This window comes from Variovorax sp. PEI5 (genome assembly GCF_056679935.1).
Genome location: NZ_CM155257.1, coordinates 802,338 through 820,727, shown reverse-complemented (window position 1 = coordinate 820,727; position 18,390 = coordinate 802,338). Strand labels below are relative to the sequence as shown.

The following is an 18,390-nucleotide window of genomic DNA, read 5'->3' as shown; positions in this document are numbered from 1 at the left end:
ACGAAGAAAGAGACCCGCCATGTCCACCCGCCGCCGCTCCGACCGCCATCGACAGACCGCGACCTCCTCGTCCACCCCCGGCGCGCCGCGCGCCGATGCCACCACCGGCGCCACCGACGGCCCGGTCGCGCCGGCGCCGCGCCGCTTCGCCGTCATCGGTGCCGGCATCGCGGGCGTGGCCTGCGCCCGCACGCTGCTGCAGGCCGGCCACGAGGTCACGGTGTTCGAGCGCGAGGCCGGCCCCGGTGGCCGCATGGCCAGCGAGTCGACGCCCTTCGGTTCGTTCGACAGCGGCGCGCAGTACTTCACCGTGCGCGATCCGCGCTTCGAGCAGGCGCTGCGCACGGTGCCCGGCGTGTGCAAGCCCTGGAGCGCCAACCTGGTGCGGGTGCTCGATCCGCATGGCCGGGTCGCCGAGGCCGCCCTGCCCTCGCTCGAGAAGCACTGGGTCGCGCAGCCGAACATGGGCGCGCTGGTCGGACGCTGGGCCGCGCCGCTGGGCGAACGGCTGATCCTCGACGCCCGCGTGACGCAGATCGAGCCCGACGCGCTCGACCGCCGCCGCTGGCAGCTGCGCACCGAGGGCGCGGAGGGCGCGACCGGCGTGCATTCGGACTTCGATGCCGTGCTGCTGACCGTGCCGCCGGCCTGCGCGCGCCTGCTGCTGGGCCAGGGCGCCCCGGCCACCGGGCTGGCCGCGCCGGCGCGGCCAGCGCTGGCGCCGGCGCTGGGCCGCGCCATCGCCAAGGTGCAGGCCTCGCCCTGCTGGACGCTGATGATCGCCTTCCCGCAAGCCAACCTCTCGCACCTGGGCCCGCAATGGAACGTGGCGCGCAGCACCCATCATCGGGTCGCCTGGCTGGCGCGCGAATCCTCCAAGCCCGGCCGCGACGCCGTCGAGCGCTGGACCCTGCAGGCCAGCCCGGCCTGGTCGCAGGAGCACCTGCGCGACGATGCCGCGCGCGTCGAGGCCAAGCTGCTGCGCGCCTTCGCCGAGATCACCGGCATCCACGCCACGCCGAGCCATGCGCGGGCACGCTGCTGGCCCGAGGCCCAGACCCAGACGCCATTGGGCAAGTCGCACCTGTGGGATGCGCGCTCGCGCATCGGCCTGGCCGGCGACTGGTGCATGGGGCACCGGGTCGAGGACGCGTTCCTGTCCGGCCTGTCGCTGGCGCTGGCCGCGCTCTGACGGCGCGGGCGCGACCGGGTCGGGTCGGGTAGGTCGGACGAACCGATGGGGTCCACGGGAGGCGGCGGCATCGGGCGCTTCGCGCCATCGCCCACGGGTCCGCTGCATGCCGGCTCGCTGGTCGCCGCGCTCGCGAGCTGGCTCGACGTCCGGGCGCGCGGCTCGGGCGCGCGCTGGCTGGTGCGCATCGAGGATGCCGACACCGAGCGCTGCCTGCCGGTTCTGGAGAGCCACATCCTGGCGCAGCTCGCCGCCTGTGGCCTGGTCCCGGATGCCGCGCCCGTGCGGCAGACCGATCGCGTCGCCCTCTACGAACGCGCGCTGGCGCGGCTGGTCGATGCCGGTCGCGCCTATCCATGCGCCTGCTCGCGCAAGGACATCGACGAAGCCCTGGCGCGCCAGGGCCTCGCGCATCGCCGGCATGGCGAACGCGTGTATCCGGGCACTTGCCGCTGCGGCCTGCGGGGCCGCGCGCCCCGGGCCTGGCGCTTCGCGGTACGGCCCCTCGGCGACTCCGGCGCCGGACCCGATGGCGACACCCGCGTCGCCTGGCACGACCGCCGGCTCGGCGCGCAATGCCAGGACGTGGCGGCGGCCGTCGGCGACTTCGTGCTGCGGCGCGCCGACGGGCCCTGGGCCTACCAGCTCGCGGTGGTGGTCGACGATGCCGACCAGGGCGTGACCGACGTGGTGCGCGGCGCCGACCTGGCCGACAACACCGCGCGCCAGATCCTGCTGCAGCGGGCCCTCGACCTGCCGACGCCGAGCTACCTGCACACCCCGCTGGTGCTGGCGGCCGATGGCCAGAAGCTCTCCAAGCAGAATGGCGCCCGGGCCCTCGACACCGGCACGCCGGCGGCGGCACTCGAGGCCCTCGACACGGCGGCCCGCGCGCTCGGCCTGGAGGGCGCGCCAGCGGCGGCGACCCGCCCCGACGACCCCGTCGCGGCAAGGGCCCGCGCCCTGGGCCGCTGGGTCACGCAATGGCGCGATCTCTACAATCCGCGCCCGTGACAAACCCAATTCCCCCCGAGCCTGACCGCCCCGCGACCGCCACCGGACCCGGTGCCGACGGCTCCGACCCGCCCCACCCCCTGCACCGGCGCCTGAAGAGCTTCGTCAAGCGCGGCGGCCGCACCACCGATGGCCAGCAACGCGCCTACGACCAGCTCGGCCCGCGCTTCCTGCTGCCCTATCGCGCCGCGCCGATCGACCTCGCGACCACCTTCGGCCGCGCGGCGCCGACGGTGCTGGAGATCGGCTTCGGCATGGGCGAGGCCACGGCGCACATCGCGGCGCTGATGCCCGAGACCAATTTCCTGTGCTGCGAGGTGCACGAGCCCGGCATCGGCGCCCTGCTCAAGCGCATCGGCGAGCAGGACCTGCACAACATCCGGATCTGCGCGCACGACGCCGTCGACGTGCTGGACCACATGATCGAGCCTGCCACCCTGGCCGGCGTGCACATCTTCTTCCCCGACCCCTGGCACAAGGCGCGCCACCACAAGCGCCGCCTGATCCAGCCGCCGCTGGTGCGCAAGCTGGCCGAGCGCATCGCGCCCGGCGGCTACCTGCACTGCGCCACCGACTGGCAGCCCTATGCCGAGCAGATGCTCGAGGTGCTGGCGCAGGAAGCGCTGCTGCGCAATTCGGTGGCTGCCGCGGACGTGGCGGACGTGCCGGACGTACCGGATGCGGCCACGGCCCCGACGGACCGGGGCTATGCCCCGAAGCCCGCCTACCGCCCGCTGACCAAGTTCGAGAACCGCGGCCTGCGCCTGGGCCATGGCGTCTGGGACCTGGTCTTCATCAGGCAGGCGCCGGACGCGGCGACCCCCGTCACTCCATGAAGAAGTCGACCTTGCCGTCGTCGAGGTCGTAGCGCGCGCCGACCACCATCAGCCGACCGGCCTTGATGGGGTCGATCATGGTCGGCTCCGCCGTGCGCAGGCGCTGCACGGTGCGGCTGACGTTCTCGCGCACCGAGGCGTCGAGCAGGTCGTCGGCGGTGGCCACGCCCGCTGCCCTGGCCTTGAGCACGGCCGGGATGATCGGCTCCACCATCTGACCGATGCTGCCCGGATAGACGGTGTTCTTCTCCACCACCGAGACCGCCGCCTCCACCGCCCCGCAGCGTTCGTGGCCCAGCACCAGGATCAGCGGCACCTTCAGGACCTGCACCGCGTACTGGATGCTGCCCATGGCGACGGTGTCGATGGTGTTGCCGGCATTGCGCACGATGAACAGTTCGCCGAGACCAGTGTCGAACAGCAGTTCGGGCGAGACGCGGCTGTCGGAGCAGCCCACCAGCACGGCGAAGGGCACCTGCGCGCGCGCGATGGCCAGGCGGCGGCTGCTGTCGCGCATGGTCTTGGGCGTCGGCTTGTCGTTGAGGAAGTCGTCATGTCCGCGCTTGAGCTTGGCGAGCGCCTGCGCTGGCGTCAGGTCGGTCGTCCGGCCGTCGGCGGCCTGGGCGGACGACAGCGCGCCGACGCTGGCGGCCAGGCCAAGGGCGCCATAGCCGAGACGGAAGAAGGAGCGGCGCGAGGAGTCGTGGGGATACATGAAACGGTTCCAGTGATTGAGCGGAGCGCATCAGACCACCGGCGAAAGTGAGCGTCAACACACGGCGGGTGGTGCCGCCGGGTCTTTGGCCTCGCCGGCTTGCGCTGAGCCCGGCTTCACGCTACAGGCCCTGCACGACAGGGGCCGGCGCCTCAGGATGCCGCGTTGCGCTTGCGCGTCGCGGCCGCCTTGCGAGCCGATTCGGAGCGCTGCTCGGGCGTGCGGGCGGCCGACGCGGCGCCACCGGCCCTGCCGCCCTTCCTGGCGGGTTCGTGGTTCTCCGGCTGGCCACGACCGGAGCCGCTCTTCTTGCCGCCGCCGGTCTCCTTGTTCACCGTGGCCCAGGCCCGCGCCTCGGCCTCGTCCTTGGGCACGCCGCGCTTCTCGTAGCCTTCCTCGATGTGCTCGGCCTGACGCTTCTGCTTGTCGGTGTAGGCGGACTTGTCACCTCTGGGCATGGGATGCTCCTTCTCGATCGATGGGATCTTTTCATCGATCGCGCCGGCGCTCCGGCGTGTAGGAGGAGCGAAAGCCCCTCCGTCGGCGCGCGCCGACCCGGGCGCGGGGACTCCGCGCGCCGGGTGGCCGGCTTCAGAGTCGTTCCTGCACCCAGGCGCGTACCGATGCCAGGGCGCCCGGCAGCGCGGTGGCGTCGGTGCCGCCGGCCATCGCCATGTCGGGCTTGCCGCCGCCCTTGCCGCCGACCTGCTGGGCGACGAAGTTGACGAGCTCGCCCGCCTTCACCCTGCCCAGCGCGGCGCCGGTCGCGCCCGCGGCCAGCTGCACCTTGGCGCCTTCGACCAGGGCCAGCACCACCACGGCCGACTTCAGCTTGTCCTTGAGCTTGTCCATGGTGTCGCGCAGGGTCCGGGCGTCGCCGCCGTCGAGCCGGGCCACCAGCAGCTGGACGCCGCCGAGGTCGATGGCCTGCGACACCAGCTCGTCGCCCTTGGAGGCCGCGAGCTTGCCCTTGAGCGCGCCGATCTCGCGCTCCAGGCCCTTCATCTGGTCGAGCACCTGGCCGAGCCGCGCCTGCAGCTCGGCGGTCGGCGCGCGCAGGGTCGAGGCCACGCTCTGCACGGTCGATTCCAGGTCCTGCAGGTAGTGCAGCGCATTGGCGCCCGTGACGGCCTCGATGCGGCGCACGCCGGCGGCGACGCCGCCCTCGCTCGTCACCTTGAACAGGCCGATGTCGCCGGTGCGCCGCACGTGGGTGCCGCCGCACAGTTCGCGGCTGCTGCCGATGTCGATCACGCGCACGGTCTCGCCATACTTCTCGCCGAACAGCATCATCGCGCCGCTCTTCTGGGCCTCCTCGATCGGCATGACGCGGATCACGTTGGCCTCGTTCTGCAGGATCTCGGCATTGACGCGCTGCTCGATCTCCAGGATCTGCGCCGATGTGACGGGCGCGTTGTGGGCGAAGTCAAAGCGCGTCTTGTCGGGGTCGACCAGCGAGCCCTTCTGCTGCACGTGGGTGCCCAGCACGTCGCGCAGGGCCTTGTGCATCAGGTGGGTGACGCTGTGGTTGCGCTGCGTGGCCGCGCGGCGCGCGCCATCGACCGCCGCCTTGACCGCGTCGCCCACGCGCAGCGTGCCCTGGGTCTGCACGCCATGGTGGCCGAAGACGTCGGCCTTGATCTTCTGCGTGTCCTCGACGCCGAACTGCACGCCCTCGGCGCCGATGAAGCCCTGGTCGCCGACCTGGCCGCCGCTCTCCGAATAGAACGGCGTGGTGTCGAGCACCACGATGCCGGGCTGGCCTTCCACGAGTTCGCCGACCGCGGTGCCGTCGACGTAGAGCGCGACCACGCGCGCGTCCTCCTCGAGGTGCTCGTAGCCCGTGAAGACGTTGCCGGCGCCGGCGTATTCCACCGCGCGGTCCATGCGGAACTTGCCGGCGGCGCGGCCGGCCGCCTTCTGGCGCTGCATCGCGGCATCGAAGCCGGCGACATCCACGCCGACGTCGCGTTCACGGCAGACGTCCTGGGTCAGGTCGAGCGGGAAGCCGAAGGTGTCGTGCAGCTTGAAGGCGACGTCGCCCGGCAATGCGGTCGCGCCCTCGCCCAGCGCGGCGTCGAGGATCTCCATGCCGTTGGCCAGGGTCTCGAAGAAGCGCTCCTCCTCGGCCTTGAGCACCTCGACGATGCGCTGCTCGTCGGCCACCAGCTTGGGATAGGCGTCGCCCATCAGCGCCACCAGGTCGGGCACCAGGCGGTGGAAGAACGGCTTCTTCTGGCCGAGCTTGTAGCCATGGCGGATCGCGCGGCGCACGATGCGGCGCTGCACGTAGCCGCGGCCCTCGTTGGAGGGGATGACGCCGTCGGTCACCAGGAAGGCGGTGGCGCGGATGTGGTCGGCGATGACGCGCAGGCTGTTGTGCCCCAGGTCCTGCTCGCCGGTCTCGCGCGCGGCGGCGCGGATCAGGGCGTCGAACAGGTCGATCTCGTAGTTGCTGTGGACGTGCTGCAGGATGGCGGCGAGCCGCTCCAGGCCCATGCCGGTGTCGACGCAGGGCGCCGGCAGGCGCGTGACGCTGCCATCGGCGGCCATGTCGAACTGCATGAACACGTTGTTCCAGATCTCGATGAAGCGGTCGCCGTCCTCGTCGGGGCTGCCCGGCGGGCCGCCGGGGATGCCGGGACCGTGGTCGTAGAAGATCTCGCTGCACGGACCGCACGGGCCGGTGTCGGCCATCATCCAGAAGTTGTCGGACTTGTAGCGCCCGCCCTTGTTGTCGCCGATGCGGATCACGCGCTCGGGCGGCAGGCCGATGTCCTTGGTCCAGATGTCGTAGGCCTCGTCGTCCTCGGCGTAGACGGTGGCGAGCAGGCGCTCGGGCGGCAGCTTGTAGACCTGCGTGAGCAGTTCCCAGGCCCACTGCAGCGACTCGCGCTTGAAGTAGTCGCCGAAGCTCCAGTTGCCCAGCATCTCGAAGAAGGTGTGGTGGCGCGCGGTGTAGCCCACGTTCTCCAGGTCGTTGTGCTTGCCGCCGGCGCGCAGGCAGGCCTGGACCGAGGTGGCGCGCACATAGGGCCGCTTGTCCTCGCCCAGGAACACGTCCTTGAACTGGACCATGCCGGAGTTCGTGAACATGAGCGTCGGGTCGTTGCCCGGCACCAGCGGGCTCGACGCCACGATCGTGTGGCCCTTCGAGGCGAAGAAATCGAGGAAGGTCTTGCGGATGTCCGCGACCGTGAAGGTGGGCTGGCTCATGGGATGTGGAAGTGCTCGCGCCGCGGGTCGGAACCGACCCGTCGGCCGCTGGATTCGAGGGGCTGGAATGCCCGTCGATTATAGGTTTCGCCCCATCCCGGGGCGCTCCGCCCGGCGCGGTGACCCTAGCCCGTACGGGCCGCCAGCCGCACCCTCAGGGTCTCGGCCAGGGCCAGCGTCTGGTGCTCCATCGCGGCGACATGGTAGGCCCCCAGCGGCTGGCCCGCGTAGCTGAGCGTCGCCACGTCGAAGTGGCCGGCGAGCGCCGTGGCGGCATCGTGCAGGCACTCGGCCAGCGACACCAGGCCTTCGCGCACATGACGCTTGTCGGCGTCCGCGATGCTCACGCTGTAGTTGTAGTCGCCTTCGGCGATCTTCACGATGTCGACTTGCGGGTACATGCCGGGCCTTTGTCAGAGCCCGTCATTGTCCGATGTCGCATCGGGTCTGCCTATTAGCCGGATGGCTTACTCGACGCCGGGAACCGACGGGCCCGGAGCCCATCCGCGCAGCACGCCGCGTGCCGCCGCCAGGCCGCTGGCCATGCTCGCGTTGAGCAGGTAGCCACCGGTCGGCGCCTCCCAGTCGAGCATCTCGCCGGCGCAGAAGACGCCCGGCAGCGCGGCGGCCTGCAGGCCGTCGGCCAGGGCATCGAAGCGCACGCCGCCGGCGCTGCTGATGGCCTCGGCCACCGGCCGCGCCGCCGTCAGGCGCAATGGCAGCGCCTTGATGGTCGCGGCCAGTCGCGCCGGATCGAGCATCGCCTCGCGCGGCAGCACCTCGTGCAGCAGGCCGGCCTTCACGCCCTCCAGGCCGAGGCGGCTCTTCAGGTGGCTGGCGAGCGAGCGCGAGCCGCGTGGATGGAGCACGGCGGCGCGCACCTGTTCCGCGCTGCGGTCGGGCAGCAGGTCGAGCATCAGCCGGGCATGGCCGTCCGCGGCGATCGCATCGCGCAGCAGCGCGGAGACGGCATACACCAGGCTGCCCTCGATGCCGGTGGCGGTGACGACGAATTCGCCCTTGCGCCGGAGGGTCCGGCCCCGCGCGTCCGCGACCTCGATGGCCACCGACTTCAGCGGCTGGCCGGCGAAACGGCCGGAGAAATGCTCGCTCCAGCCGATGTCGAAGCCGCAGTTCGCCGGCACCAGTGGCTCGACGCCCACGCCCTCCCCGCGCAGCCAGGGCACCCAGGCGCCATCCGATCCCAGCCGGGGCCAGCTGGCGCCGCCGAGCGCCAGCACCACGGCCCGCGCCTCGACCCGCACGGGACCCTGGGGGGCGTCGAAGTCCAGCCGCAGCGGCGCGGTGGCGCTTCCGGCCAGGGCCGCATCGGCGCCGGTCCGCAGGCCGCCGGTCCAGCGATGCCGCATGTGGAACTGCACGCCGGCGGCGCGCAGGCGATGCAGCCAGGCCCGCAGCAGCGGCGCCGCCTTCATGCCGACCGGGAACACCCGCCCGGAACTGCCCACGAAGGTCTCGACGCCCAGCCCGGCGGCCCAGGCGCGCAGCGCGTCGGGGTCGAAGTCGCGCAGCATCGGCTCGACATCGGCGCGCCGCTCGCCGAAGCGGCCGGCGAAGTCCTCGAAAGCCTCGGAGTGGGTCAGGTTGAGCCCGCCGCGCCCGGCCAGCAGGAACTTGCGGCCCACCGAGGGCATGGCGTCGTACAGGTGCACCGGCACGCCGGCGGCGCTCAGGACCTCGGCGGCCATCAGGCCGGCGGGACCGCCACCGACCACCACCACGGGAGCGGGCCCGGAGGCCGGCACGGCGGGAGCGGGAGAGATGGAAGGGACCGCAGGGACGGAAATCGAGGGAGTCACGGGAGGGAGGGGAGCTTCGTTCATTCGGGGATCAAGGGTTCGTCCGATCCGGCGGGAACCGGCGCGGATGCGGGTCCTCCGGCCGGGATCGTCATCGAGCGCGCCGACGCCAGACGGCGCGGCGGGCGTTTCAACATGAAAGTGGCGGTGCCGCCATCGTCCTCGCCGGCCGCACCGGCGGCGCCGGCGGCACCAGGCATGAGCGCGCGCGGCGGCTCCGGCGCGGCCACGGGCTCGCACTGGTCCTGCAGGCGCAGCCACCAGCTGCCCTCGGCGGCCCGCGCCGGCTGCACCGACGACAGCACCAGCCGGTCGCGTGCCCGCGTGGTGGCGACATAGAGCCCGTTGAGCTCCTCGCGCAGGCGCGCGGCCTGCTCGTCGCGCAGCAGGGTCGCGGCGCAGGCCGGCGGGGTCTTCTCGCTGGCCACGAAGACGAAGCGGCCGGGACGCGCCTGGTCGCCCTTCCACTCGATCAGCACGCCCATGGTCTGGGCCCGTGGCGCGGCGGCGTCGCAGTCGAGCATCAGCACGTGATCGGCTTCGAGCCCCTTGGCGCCGTGCACGGTCAGCAGGCGCACCGCCTCCGGGCCCGACACCGCCGGGGCGCGCACGCCACCCGCGCGCAACGCCCGCACCAGCGCATAGGGCGTGGCGAAACGTCCGCCCTCGATGTCCAGCGCGGCACCCAGCAGGCTGCGCAGGTTGGCCAGCGTGCCCTCGCGCAGGGTCGGCGGCGCGGCGGCGCCGAAGCGCGCCAGCACGTCGCCGTCCTCGTAGATGGCGCTGAGGGCATCGTGCGGCGGCAGCGCGCGCAGCCAGCCGCGCCAGCGCAGCAGCACCGGCGCGACGGCGGCGAGCGCGGGCGGCAGCGGCGGCAGCGCCGGATCGGCCGGTGCCATGGCGGCGCCGGGAACATCCGGGAGCCTCCGATCGACATCCTGCTCGTCCTGCGCCGCGTCGTCGAAATCGAAATCGATGACGGCCTCCTCGCGCTCGGCGGTGTCGAAGGGCTCGACGAAATCGGGCCGGTCGCTGAAGTCGGGCATGTCGTCGGCGCCGGGACCCATGCCGGACCCGGACCCGGGCCGGTCGTCACCATGGGCCGCCACACCCCCGGCATGCTCGGCGGGCACGGCGGGCCCGGACGCACCGCCGGCCACATCGCCCGCCATCGGCTCCTCCAGCCCCAGCAGTGCCGACCAGCTGGCACCCGGCCGGGCGCGCTGGCGCAACGCCAGCGCCACCAGCATCGCGTCGTCGAGGCCGAACAGCGGCGACTTCAGGGCCCGCGCCAGCGACAGGTCGTGCGATGGCGACACCAGCGCATCGACCAGCGCGATCAGGTCCTGGATCTCCGGCGCGTCGTGCAGGTCGTTCTTCTCGGGTTGCTCGGTGGCGATGCGCCGGGCCCGCAGGGCCTCCTGCATGGCGGCCAGGCGACTGCGCCGGCGCGCCAGCACCATGATCTCCGCCGGCGCCACGCCCTCGGCGATGCGCGCGGCGATCCAGCGCGCGGCCTGCTCGCACTCGAGCTGCAGCAGTCGCGTCTCGGGCAGCACGCGCGGCGTGGTGAGGCTGTCGCGCCAGCGCAATCCGCCGGCGCCGTCGTCGTCGCCGCCATCGGGCTCGTCAGGCGCCGTCACGGCATCGCGGGCGATGGCCGGCAGCTTCTGCACGGCGCCGGCATCGTCGCGCTGCGTGCTGTGGTCGCGGAAGCCCTCGAACTCCTCGCGCTCCTGCGCCGCCCGCATCGCATGGTTGACCAGGCCGACGACGCGCCGCGCGTTGCGGTGCGTGTGGTCGCAGCTGAGCAGCTCGCCGCCGAGTCCGGCGCGCACGAAATGCTTGGCGGCGATGAACACCTGCGGCTCGGCGCGCCGGAAGCGATAGATGCTCTGCTTGGGATCGCCGACGATGAACACGCCCGGCGGCCGCGCCCCGGCCCCGCTGTAGCCGCTCAGCCAGGCATGCAGCGCCTGCCACTGCAGCGGATTGGTGTCCTGGAACTCGTCGATCAGCAGGTGCGCGACGCGCGCGTCGAGCCGCTCCTGCACCCAGCCCGACAGCGCCGACTGGCCCAGCAGCAGCTGCGCGGCCTGCTCGATGTCGTTCATGTCGATCCAGCCGTGCCGGCGCTTGACTTCGGAGAAGGCCTCGATCAGCAGCCGCGTGAGCCGCGTCATGCGCTGCTGGTAGCACCAGGCGGCGTGCTGGGCCTGGGCCGCGCACAGCACCTGCAGTTCGGCCTCGGCGGCCTGGGCGGCCTCGTACTTGCGCAGGTGGTTGGTCAGCCGGTCCTCGGTGGCGACGAAGAAGGCCTTGCGCAGCCGCGCCAGCACGCCCGCGCCGGCCTCGCGGGCGGGCACGCCGTCGCCGAAGACCTCGACGATCGCCTCGGCCGCCTTCTGCGGCGTCTTGTTGGCTTCGCGCCCGAGCGCGGCGGCGCGGGCCAGCCACTCGCGCCGCGCGGCCTCGGTGGCCAGCGCGTCGACCGGCTCGCGCAGGCCGTCGAGCGACGGATGCAGCACGCCGAAGGGCTGCACCGCCGTGGCCGGATCGGACAGGCCGAACTCCACGCGCCGCGTCAGGGCCTCGCCGAGCGCCTTGGCGATCTGCGAGCGCCCATGCGTGGCGACCAGGGCGCGATAGTCGGCGAGCGCGTCGGCATCGGCGGCCACGGCCTCGAAGAACGGTCGCCAGGCATGGCCGCGCGCCTCGGCGTCGTCCTCCAGCAGCTCGTAGTGCGCCGGCAGGCCGAGCGCCGTCAGGGCGGCGATCGGCGCATTGCGCACCAGTCCGGCGAACCAGGCGTGGAAGGTGCGGAACTGCACCGGTCGCCCGCCGTCGAGCAACCGGCGGTACAGCCCCTTCAGGCGGGGCGCGGCGGCGGCGGCGGCGGCCGGCGCCATGCCGCGCAGCACCAGCTCGACCGCGAGCGCCTCGGGCGTCTGGCCGGCGAACTGCGCGAGCCACTGGTCGAGCCGCGCGCCCATCTCGCCGGCGGCCTTGCGGGTGAAGGTGATGGCCAGGATCTCGTGCGGTTCGCAGGCGCCCTCGCCCTCCTCCAGCAGCGCGCGGATGATGCGCGAGACCAGCATCCAGGTCTTGCCGGCGCCGGCGCAGGCCTCCACCGCCACATTGCGGCGCGGGTCGCAGGCGATGCGGTAGAAGGCCTCGCGCGCCACCGGAGCGCCGTTGTGCTCGTAGGCCGGCGCGGCGGCCACCGGCAGATCCTCGGGTGCCGCGGGCTGCGCCGCGGCGGCCGGATCGACCGGCGCGATCGCCTCCGCCACCGCCACCGCCAGGCCGCCCGGGCCCTGCGGCGCCGTGGCGACGGCCTCGTCGCTCCAGGAATCGCGGCGGCACAGCCCGCGGGCATCGCAGTGCTCGCAGACCGCGCCCTCGCCGAGCGGCGGCAGCGGGGCGCCATCGGCGATGCGGGCGAAGTCGTCCATCAGCCCGGTCACCAGCGCATCGCGCGCGGCGACGACGTCGAGCTGCTCGACCGTCTTCGTCCCCGGCGCCCGCTCGCCGACGTTGACATAGGCCGCGCGCAGGGTGTCGTCGGCCATCAGGGCGGCATAGAACGCGAGCTGGGTGTCCTCGGCCGGGTCCTTGACGCGGTCGTCGGTGGTCTTGGGGGCTTCGGTCTTGTAGTCGATGACGAAGGCCCGGCCATCGCTGGTGCGGTCGATGCGGTCGAGGCGGCCGACCAGTCGGAGCGGTCCCAGCGGCTGGCTCATCCATGGCTCGGACTCGACGAATTCGGCCCCGGTGGCCTCGTGCGCGCGCAGCCAGTCGAGGTAGCCGTCGCGCACCGCCGGCCAGGCGGCGGCGAACGGCAGGAACTCGGCCGCGCCCAGTCCCGCCTCGCGCGTCGCGCGCGCCGCCGCGTCCTCCATCAGGCCCAGGCGCCCGCTCCGGTCGAGGCCGGTCGCCTGGCGCAGGGCCTCGTGGAAGTGGCCGAGCACGGCATGCAGCCAGTTGCCGAAGTCGCGCTTGTCGACCTGGGAGTCGATCTCGTCGGCGTTGCGCAGGCCGAGCTGGCGCAACGCGAAGAAGCGATAGGGGCAGCGGCGCAGGTCCTCGTAGACGCTGGTGGAGATGGTGGCCAGCGGCAGCTCGGCGCCGCTGGGCGCCGGGCGCATCGTCGGGCGCACGGCGATGGCATCGGCGACCCGGGGGTCGGCGCCGTCGATCGCGCCACCATCCAGTCGCAAGGCCTGCAGCAGCGCGCTCGGCCGCATCGGCTCGCCGGTCGCGTCCGCGCGGCGCCAGAGCAGGTCGCAGCGCGGCTGGCACAGCGCCATGGCCCAGGCGGCGCGCTGCGCGGCCTCGAGCGCGTCGCGCGACGGCAGGCCCAGCGCCAGGCGCTGCGCCGCGGTCCAGGCACCGGAAGGCTCGGGCGCGGCCGGCAGGCGACGTTCGTCGCAGCCGGGCATCACCACGGCATCGAAGGCGCGCCCGAGGAGCTGCTGCATCGGCAGCACGATGACATGCGACGCGGCCCCGCCGGCCGGCGGCACGAAGCTGCCGGCCTCGAGCACGTCACGCACCCAGCCGGTGAACTCGCCCAGGGTGAAGCGGCCCTCGGAGAGCCGGTGGACGGCGCCGGCGGCCGGACCGTCCGCGCCCCCGGCGGCCGTCGCGCCGGGCTCCGGCTCGGCTCCGGCATCGGCGTCCAGCCACAGCGCCGTCACGACGCCGGCGCCGGCCGCGTCGGCGGCCAGCGCGTCCCAGGCCGCCGTCGCCTCCAGCAGCCGGCGCAGGTCGCGCAGCCAGTCGTCGAGCGAGCGCGCCTTCGACAGCCCCGCGCGGCGCGCGTCGATGGCGAGCGTCAGGCGGCGCAGCGGCTCGTCCTCGTCCCGCGTGCCCGCGCCGATGGCACGCGACCAGCGCCGCCACTCGCGCAGGCCCTCGCGGCGCAGGCGCGTCTCCAGCGCGTCGACCTCGCCGGCCGGCAGATCGCCGGTGCTCTTGAGCCAGTCGAGCACCTCGTCGCTCGAGGCCTCGCGCGCGCAGGCCCGCAAGGCGCCCATCAGCGTCGCCGCGGCGCGGGTGGTGGAGAGCTTCCAGCCGGTCTCGTCGTGCGTGGGCACGCCCAGGGACTGCAGCTGCGCGGCGATCCGGCGCGTCAGCACGCGGTCGGTGGCGACCAGCGCGACGGCCGCGTGGCCCTCGGCCAGCCAGCGCATCACGCAGGCCGCCGCGCGCTCGGCCTCGTCCTGCGGATCGGCTGCGGCATGCAGCGCGGCGGGCCCGCCCGGCGCCTCGCAGGTCGGGAACGGGATGCGCTCGGCGGCCTCGCCCCACAGCTCGCACAGGGCGAGCGCCAGCGGATCGGCCTGCAGGCCCTCCAGCACGATCAGCAGGTCGACATGCGTGGCCCCGGGGCCGCGCAGCAGTACGTCGGTGGGATAGGCCGTGTTGGCCACCCAGGCCAGCGCGATGGCATTCAGCGCGCCCTCGGTCTTGAACCATTCGGCGTCGCCTTCGATGCGCAATGCCGACTGCAGCTCCAGCATCCAGGCGGTGCGCGCATCGGGGTGGCGCGCGGCGGCGAGCGGCGCGAGCTGGTAGGCCAGCTCGACCAGGCTGCCGGCGAGCATCTGCTTGTCGGCGCCGAAGCTCGTCTGCGCCAGCAGCGCCTGCGCGGCGACCAGGTCGCGCGCCATGTCGAAGACCAGATCGTGCGGCGCCGGCGTGAAGTCGCCAGCGGCGCGGGCCCAGTTGCGCGTGGTCTCGAAGCGCGGCGGCGCCCCGGTGGTCGCGCAGCCCGCCCACATCGCGCCGGCCACGCCGATGAGCTGCGCGTACGGCACCAGCACGACGCAGCGCGCGGGCCGCGCGCCATGGCGCTCCATGATCGCTTCGATGCGCGTCACCAGACCCCGTTCGGGGTCGGACCAGAGCGCCTGCACGGGATGGACGGGGGAAGTGGGAGTCATGGGTCGGAGGGCGGGGATCCGGGTGGCGGGTCTGCGTGGAAGGACGGCGATGGCACCCGGATCCGGGCGGCCATCTGGGGGCGGACCCCGGCATTTCCAGCCCGGTTCCCTCCATGGCGCCCATAGTCGCAGCAGTGCCTTGCGACGTGCGCCGGTCGGGACCTTTCTGTCACAATGAACCGCACTTTAGCGGTACCCGTGCGGGTCCGTACCTCCAGCGCTTCAAGGACTGACACCATGGCCAGCGAACTCATCAAACACATCTCCGACTCCTCTTTCGAAGCCGACGTGCTCAAGTCCGGCCAGCCCGTGCTGGTGGACTACTGGGCCGAGTGGTGCGGCCCCTGCAAGATGATCGCCCCGATCCTCGACGAGGTGTCCAACACCTACAAGGGCAAGCTGCAGATCGCCAAGATGAACGTCGACGAGAACCGCGACATCCCGGCCAAGTTCGGCATCCGCGGCATCCCGACGCTGATGATCTTCAAGGACGGCCAGCTCGCCGCCACCAAGGTCGGCGCCATGAGCAAGGCCCAGCTGACCGCCTTCATCGACCAGCAGCTGGCCTGAGCGTTCCAGAGCGGTGGCCACCCGCGCAACGCGGTGGCCGCCTTGGTTTTCCTGTCATAATCTCGAACAGATCACCGGCTCGCCCGGTTTGAGTTCCCCGGTTCCCGAGGCCGTTCTCGCCTCTTCCCGAACCTCCCCCCGTTTCCCGTTCGACATTGCCCCCGCGAGGGGTCACTCCATGCACTTAAACGAACTCAAGGCACTCCACGTGTCTGAAGTCCTCAAGCAGGCCGAGGCCCTTGAGATCGAAAACACCGGCCGCATGCGCAAGCAGGAGCTGATGTTCGCGATCATCAAGAAGCGCGCGAAGGCCGGTGAACAGGTCTTCGCCGACGGCGTGCTCGAAATCCTGCCCGACGGCTTTGGTTTCCTGCGCAGCCCCGACACCAGCTTCACCGCCAGCACCGACGACATCTACATCTCGCCAAGCCAGGTGCGCCGCTTCAACCTGCACACCGGCGACATGGTCGAGGGCGAGGTACGCACGCCCAAGGACGGCGAGCGCTACTTCGCGCTGACCAAGCTCGACGCCGTCAACGGCGGCCCGCCGGAGCAGAACAAGCACAAGGTGATGTTCGAGAACCTGACGCCGCTGTTCCCCAAGGAGCAGATGAAGCTCGAGCGCGACGGCATCAAGGGCGACGAGAACATCACCGGCCGGATCATCGACATCATCGCCCCCATCGGCAAGGGCCAGCGCGCCCTGCTGGTGGCGCCGCCCAAGAGCGGCAAGACGGTCATGATGCAGCACATCGCCCACGCCATCAGCGCCAACTATCCCGAGGTGCACATGATGGTGCTGCTGGTGGACGAGCGGCCCGAGGAAGTGACCGAGATGCAGCGCACCGTCAAGGGCGAGGTCATCGCCTCGACCTTCGACGAGCCCGCCGCCCGCCACGTGCACGTCGCCGAGATGGTGATCGAGCGCGCCAAGCGGCTGGTCGAACTCAAGAAGGACGTGGTGATCCTGCTGGACTCGATCACCCGTCTCGCCCGCGCCTACAACAACGTCGTGCCCTCGTCGGGCAAGGTGCTCACCGGCGGCGTCGATTCCAACGCGCTGCAGCGTCCCAAGCGCTTCCTGGGCGCGGCCCGCAATGTCGAGGAAGGCGGCTCGCTCACCATCATCGGCACCGCGCTGATCGACACCGGCAGCCGCATGGACGAGGTGATCTTCGAGGAGTTCAAGGGCACCGGCAACTCCGAGATCCACCTCGATCGCCGGCTCTACGAGAAGCGCGTGTTCCCGTCGATCCAGCTCAACCGCAGCGGCACGCGCCGCGAGGAACTGCTGCTCGCGCCGGAGATCCTGCAGAAGACCCGCATCCTGCGCCAGCTCATGTACAACATGGACGAGATCGAGTCGATGGAGCTGATGCTCAAGAACATGAAGGCGACGAAGACGAACGTGGAGTTCTTCGACATGATGAGGCGCGGCGGCTGACCCCCAGTCTCCGCGCACTTCGTGTCGCTTCGCCTACCCCCTTGCAGGGGGCGACACCGGAGGCCCGGCGAAGCCGGTTCCTCGGTGTCCACCAACGAAAAAAGCCCGTCTTGCGACGGGCTTTTTTTCATGGGGCTGTTGGGATGGAGGATCGGTTTTGCGCTTGCGCTTGCGCTGTCGCGGCGCTGCGGCGGCCCTCGTCGAGGAGCTCCATGAGTTCGATGGCCTGTTCGGGGGGGACGGGGTTGGGGCCGGTGCCGTGGATGGCGTCGCGGATGGCGGCGTAGTAGTCGGCGTAGTTGCCGCGGCGATTGGGCACGGTGTGGTCGGCGAACCAGTTCTCGAAGGCCGCGACCTTGAGCTCGCCGGGCTGCGGATCGACGCCCCAGTCGTCGGCGCCGGGACGCTGGCCGGCGCGCAACGCGTCCTCCTGCGGATCGACGCCGTGCTTCACATAGCTGCCCTTGGTGCCGTGCAGGACATAGCGCGGCGCGGCGTGGGCGGCGAGCGTGGTGGCGTGGAGCACGACGCGCAGCGGAGCGCTCGGACCCGTGTCGTAACGCAGCACGGCGTGGAAGTGATCCTCGACCACGGCGCCGTCGCGCAGGGCGGCGGTGTCCAGCCGCAGGCCGTCGGGGCGGCCGAAGAGCTGGACGGCCTGGTCGACCAGGTGCGAACCCAGGTCCAGCCACAGGCCCGCGCCCGGCACGTCCCGCTCGCGCCAGCGCTCGCGCACCTCGGGGCGGAAGCGGTCGAAGTGCGATTCGAAGTACACCGGCCGGCCCAGCGTCCCGCTCGCGAGCAGGTCGCGCAGGGTCAGGAAGTCGGCATCGTGGCGGCGGTTCTGGTAGACCGACAGCACGCGGCCCCGGACCCGCGCCAGGTCCGCGAGCTCGCGCGCCTGCGCCGCGTCGAGCACGAAGGGCTTGTCCACCACCACGTGCTTGCCGGCGCGCAGCGCCGCCGCGGCCAGTGGGTGATGGGCCTCGTTGGGCGCGGCGATCACCACCAGATCGATGTCGTCGCGGGCATACAGCGCGTCGGCATCGGGCGCGACGGCGACATCGGGCCAGTCGGCATGGACGCGTTCGGGTTTCGAGCTGGCGACGGCGACCAGCGACAGGCCCGGCACGGACGCCAGCACGGGCGCATGGAAAGTCTGGCCCGCGAAGCCATAGCCGACGAGACCGACGCGGAGTGAAGGCGCATTCATATTCGTCCAGTATGCGATAATCGGCGGCTCCGCGAAAAGTGCAGCAGGGCAGGTCCGCCCCGCCCCTTCCAGGGACAGTTTGCGATCACCACGATCGCCGGCTTGTGGCTCTCGCATCGATCCCGCAAGGAAAACATCATGGCAAAGCAAGGCATCCACCCGAATTACCGCGAAGTCCTGTTCGTCGACATGTCGAACGGCTTCAAGTTCGTGACCCGTTCGTGCGCGAACACCAAGGAGATGGGCACCACCGACGACGGCCGCGAACTGCCGCTGTTCAAGCTCGACACCACGAGCGAGTCGCACCCCTTCTACACCGGCACGCAGAAGTCGGTGGACAACATGGGCGGTCGCGTCGAGAAGTTCCGCAACCGCTTCGGCAAGACCACCGGCGCCGTCGCCAAGTAAGGCGATCGCTTCCA

At 72.1% G+C, this 18,390-nt stretch carries 13 protein-coding genes; 6 read left to right on the top strand and 7 right to left on the bottom strand.

Annotated elements, in window-relative coordinates:
- The first annotated feature begins 19 nt into the window (after positions 1-19).
- The 3 genes from AC1MLT_RS03795 to trmB are packed head-to-tail and all read left to right on the top strand — an operon-like array spanning position 20 to position 3,042.
- Positions 20-1,192, top strand: a complete 1,173-nt coding sequence (locus AC1MLT_RS03795; RefSeq protein WP_481033943.1) for an NAD(P)/FAD-dependent oxidoreductase — start codon at positions 20-22, stop codon at positions 1,190-1,192.
- Positions 1,193-1,237: 45 nt separating this feature from the next.
- Entirely contained in the window at positions 1,238-2,206 is a 969-nt protein-coding gene (gluQRS, locus tag AC1MLT_RS03790; RefSeq protein ID WP_481033942.1) for a tRNA glutamyl-Q(34) synthetase GluQRS, read from the top strand.
- A complete protein-coding gene (trmB, locus tag AC1MLT_RS03785) occupies positions 2,176-3,042 on the top strand; it encodes a tRNA (guanosine(46)-N7)-methyltransferase TrmB (protein WP_481033941.1) in 867 nt (288 codons plus the stop codon). The genes gluQRS and trmB overlap by 31 nt, the downstream gene beginning before the upstream one ends.
- Here the strand turns inward: trmB and AC1MLT_RS03780 are convergent.
- The 6 genes from AC1MLT_RS03780 to AC1MLT_RS03755 form a co-directional block, all read right to left on the bottom strand.
- Complete coding sequence (locus tag AC1MLT_RS03780) at positions 3,032-3,757, bottom strand: carbonic anhydrase (protein WP_481033940.1); 726 nt, start codon at positions 3,755-3,757, stop codon at positions 3,032-3,034. The genes trmB and AC1MLT_RS03780 overlap by 11 nt on opposite strands.
- Positions 3,758-3,909: 152 nt before the next feature.
- Positions 3,910-4,215 (bottom strand): plasmid stabilization protein, encoded by a 306-nt coding sequence (locus AC1MLT_RS03775; RefSeq protein WP_481033939.1) that lies wholly within the window; start codon positions 4,213-4,215, stop codon positions 3,910-3,912.
- Positions 4,216-4,348: 133 nt separating this feature from the next.
- Positions 4,349-6,973 carry an alanine--tRNA ligase gene (gene alaS / locus AC1MLT_RS03770; RefSeq protein WP_481033938.1) on the bottom strand — a complete coding sequence of 875 codons (2,625 nt, stop codon included), beginning with the start codon at positions 6,971-6,973 and terminating at the stop codon, positions 4,349-4,351.
- Positions 6,974-7,098: 125 nt separating this feature from the next.
- A complete protein-coding gene (locus AC1MLT_RS03765; protein ID WP_481033937.1) occupies positions 7,099-7,374 on the bottom strand; it encodes a hypothetical protein in 276 nt (91 codons plus the stop codon).
- 66 nt (positions 7,375-7,440) lie between these two features.
- Positions 7,441-8,817 (bottom strand): TIGR03862 family flavoprotein, encoded by a 1,377-nt coding sequence (locus AC1MLT_RS03760; protein WP_481033936.1) that lies wholly within the window; start codon positions 8,815-8,817, stop codon positions 7,441-7,443.
- Positions 8,814-14,741, bottom strand: a complete 5,928-nt coding sequence (locus tag AC1MLT_RS03755) for a UvrD-helicase domain-containing protein (protein ID WP_481033935.1) — start codon at positions 14,739-14,741, stop codon at positions 8,814-8,816. The genes AC1MLT_RS03760 and AC1MLT_RS03755 overlap by 4 nt, the downstream gene beginning before the upstream one ends.
- A gap of 237 nt (positions 14,742-14,978) precedes the next feature.
- Between AC1MLT_RS03755 and trxA the strand changes: the two genes are divergently transcribed.
- Together trxA and rho are read left to right on the top strand one after the other, a co-directional pair.
- The gene (gene trxA / locus AC1MLT_RS03750; RefSeq protein ID WP_429591325.1) at positions 14,979-15,311 is read left to right on the top strand and encodes a thioredoxin TrxA; all 333 of its coding nucleotides are present in this window, start codon (positions 14,979-14,981) and stop codon (positions 15,309-15,311) included.
- A gap of 178 nt (positions 15,312-15,489) precedes the next feature.
- Complete coding sequence (rho, locus tag AC1MLT_RS03745) at positions 15,490-16,755, top strand: transcription termination factor Rho (protein WP_481033934.1); 1,266 nt, start codon at positions 15,490-15,492, stop codon at positions 16,753-16,755.
- A 127-nt stretch (positions 16,756-16,882) separates the two neighbouring features.
- Here rho and AC1MLT_RS03740 read toward each other — a convergent pair whose 3' ends face one another.
- Entirely contained in the window at positions 16,883-17,968 is a 1,086-nt protein-coding gene (locus AC1MLT_RS03740) for an oxidoreductase (protein ID WP_481033933.1), read from the bottom strand.
- 138 nt (positions 17,969-18,106) lie between these two features.
- Here AC1MLT_RS03740 and AC1MLT_RS03735 point away from each other — a divergent pair, with 138 nt between their 5' ends.
- Complete coding sequence (locus AC1MLT_RS03735; protein WP_481033932.1) at positions 18,107-18,376, top strand: type B 50S ribosomal protein L31; 270 nt, start codon at positions 18,107-18,109, stop codon at positions 18,374-18,376.
- Positions 18,377-18,390 lie beyond the last annotated feature (14 nt).

Coding starts and splice junctions, on each gene's coding strand:
- AC1MLT_RS03775 (WP_481033939.1), bottom strand. CDS start 4,215: ATGCCCAGAGGTGACAAGTCCGCCTACACCGACAAGCAGAAGCGTCAG.
- AC1MLT_RS03735 (WP_481033932.1), top strand. CDS start 18,107: ATGGCAAAGCAAGGCATCCACCCGAATTACCGCGAAGTCCTGTTCGTC.
- AC1MLT_RS03780 (WP_481033940.1), bottom strand. CDS start 3,757: ATGTATCCCCACGACTCCTCGCGCCGCTCCTTCTTCCGTCTCGGCTAT.
- trmB (WP_481033941.1), top strand. CDS start 2,176: ATGGCGCGATCTCTACAATCCGCGCCCGTGACAAACCCAATTCCCCCC.
- alaS (WP_481033938.1), bottom strand. CDS start 6,973: ATGAGCCAGCCCACCTTCACGGTCGCGGACATCCGCAAGACCTTCCTC.
- AC1MLT_RS03755 (WP_481033935.1), bottom strand. CDS start 14,741: ATGACTCCCACTTCCCCCGTCCATCCCGTGCAGGCGCTCTGGTCCGAC.
- AC1MLT_RS03740 (WP_481033933.1), bottom strand. CDS start 17,968: ATGAATGCGCCTTCACTCCGCGTCGGTCTCGTCGGCTATGGCTTCGCG.
- AC1MLT_RS03760 (WP_481033936.1), bottom strand. CDS start 8,817: ATGAACGAAGCTCCCCTCCCTCCCGTGACTCCCTCGATTTCCGTCCCT.
- AC1MLT_RS03765 (WP_481033937.1), bottom strand. CDS start 7,374: ATGTACCCGCAAGTCGACATCGTGAAGATCGCCGAAGGCGACTACAAC.
- trxA (WP_429591325.1), top strand. CDS start 14,979: ATGGCCAGCGAACTCATCAAACACATCTCCGACTCCTCTTTCGAAGCC.
- rho (WP_481033934.1), top strand. CDS start 15,490: ATGCACTTAAACGAACTCAAGGCACTCCACGTGTCTGAAGTCCTCAAG.
- gluQRS (WP_481033942.1), top strand. CDS start 1,238: ATGGGGTCCACGGGAGGCGGCGGCATCGGGCGCTTCGCGCCATCGCCC.
- AC1MLT_RS03795 (WP_481033943.1), top strand. CDS start 20: ATGTCCACCCGCCGCCGCTCCGACCGCCATCGACAGACCGCGACCTCC.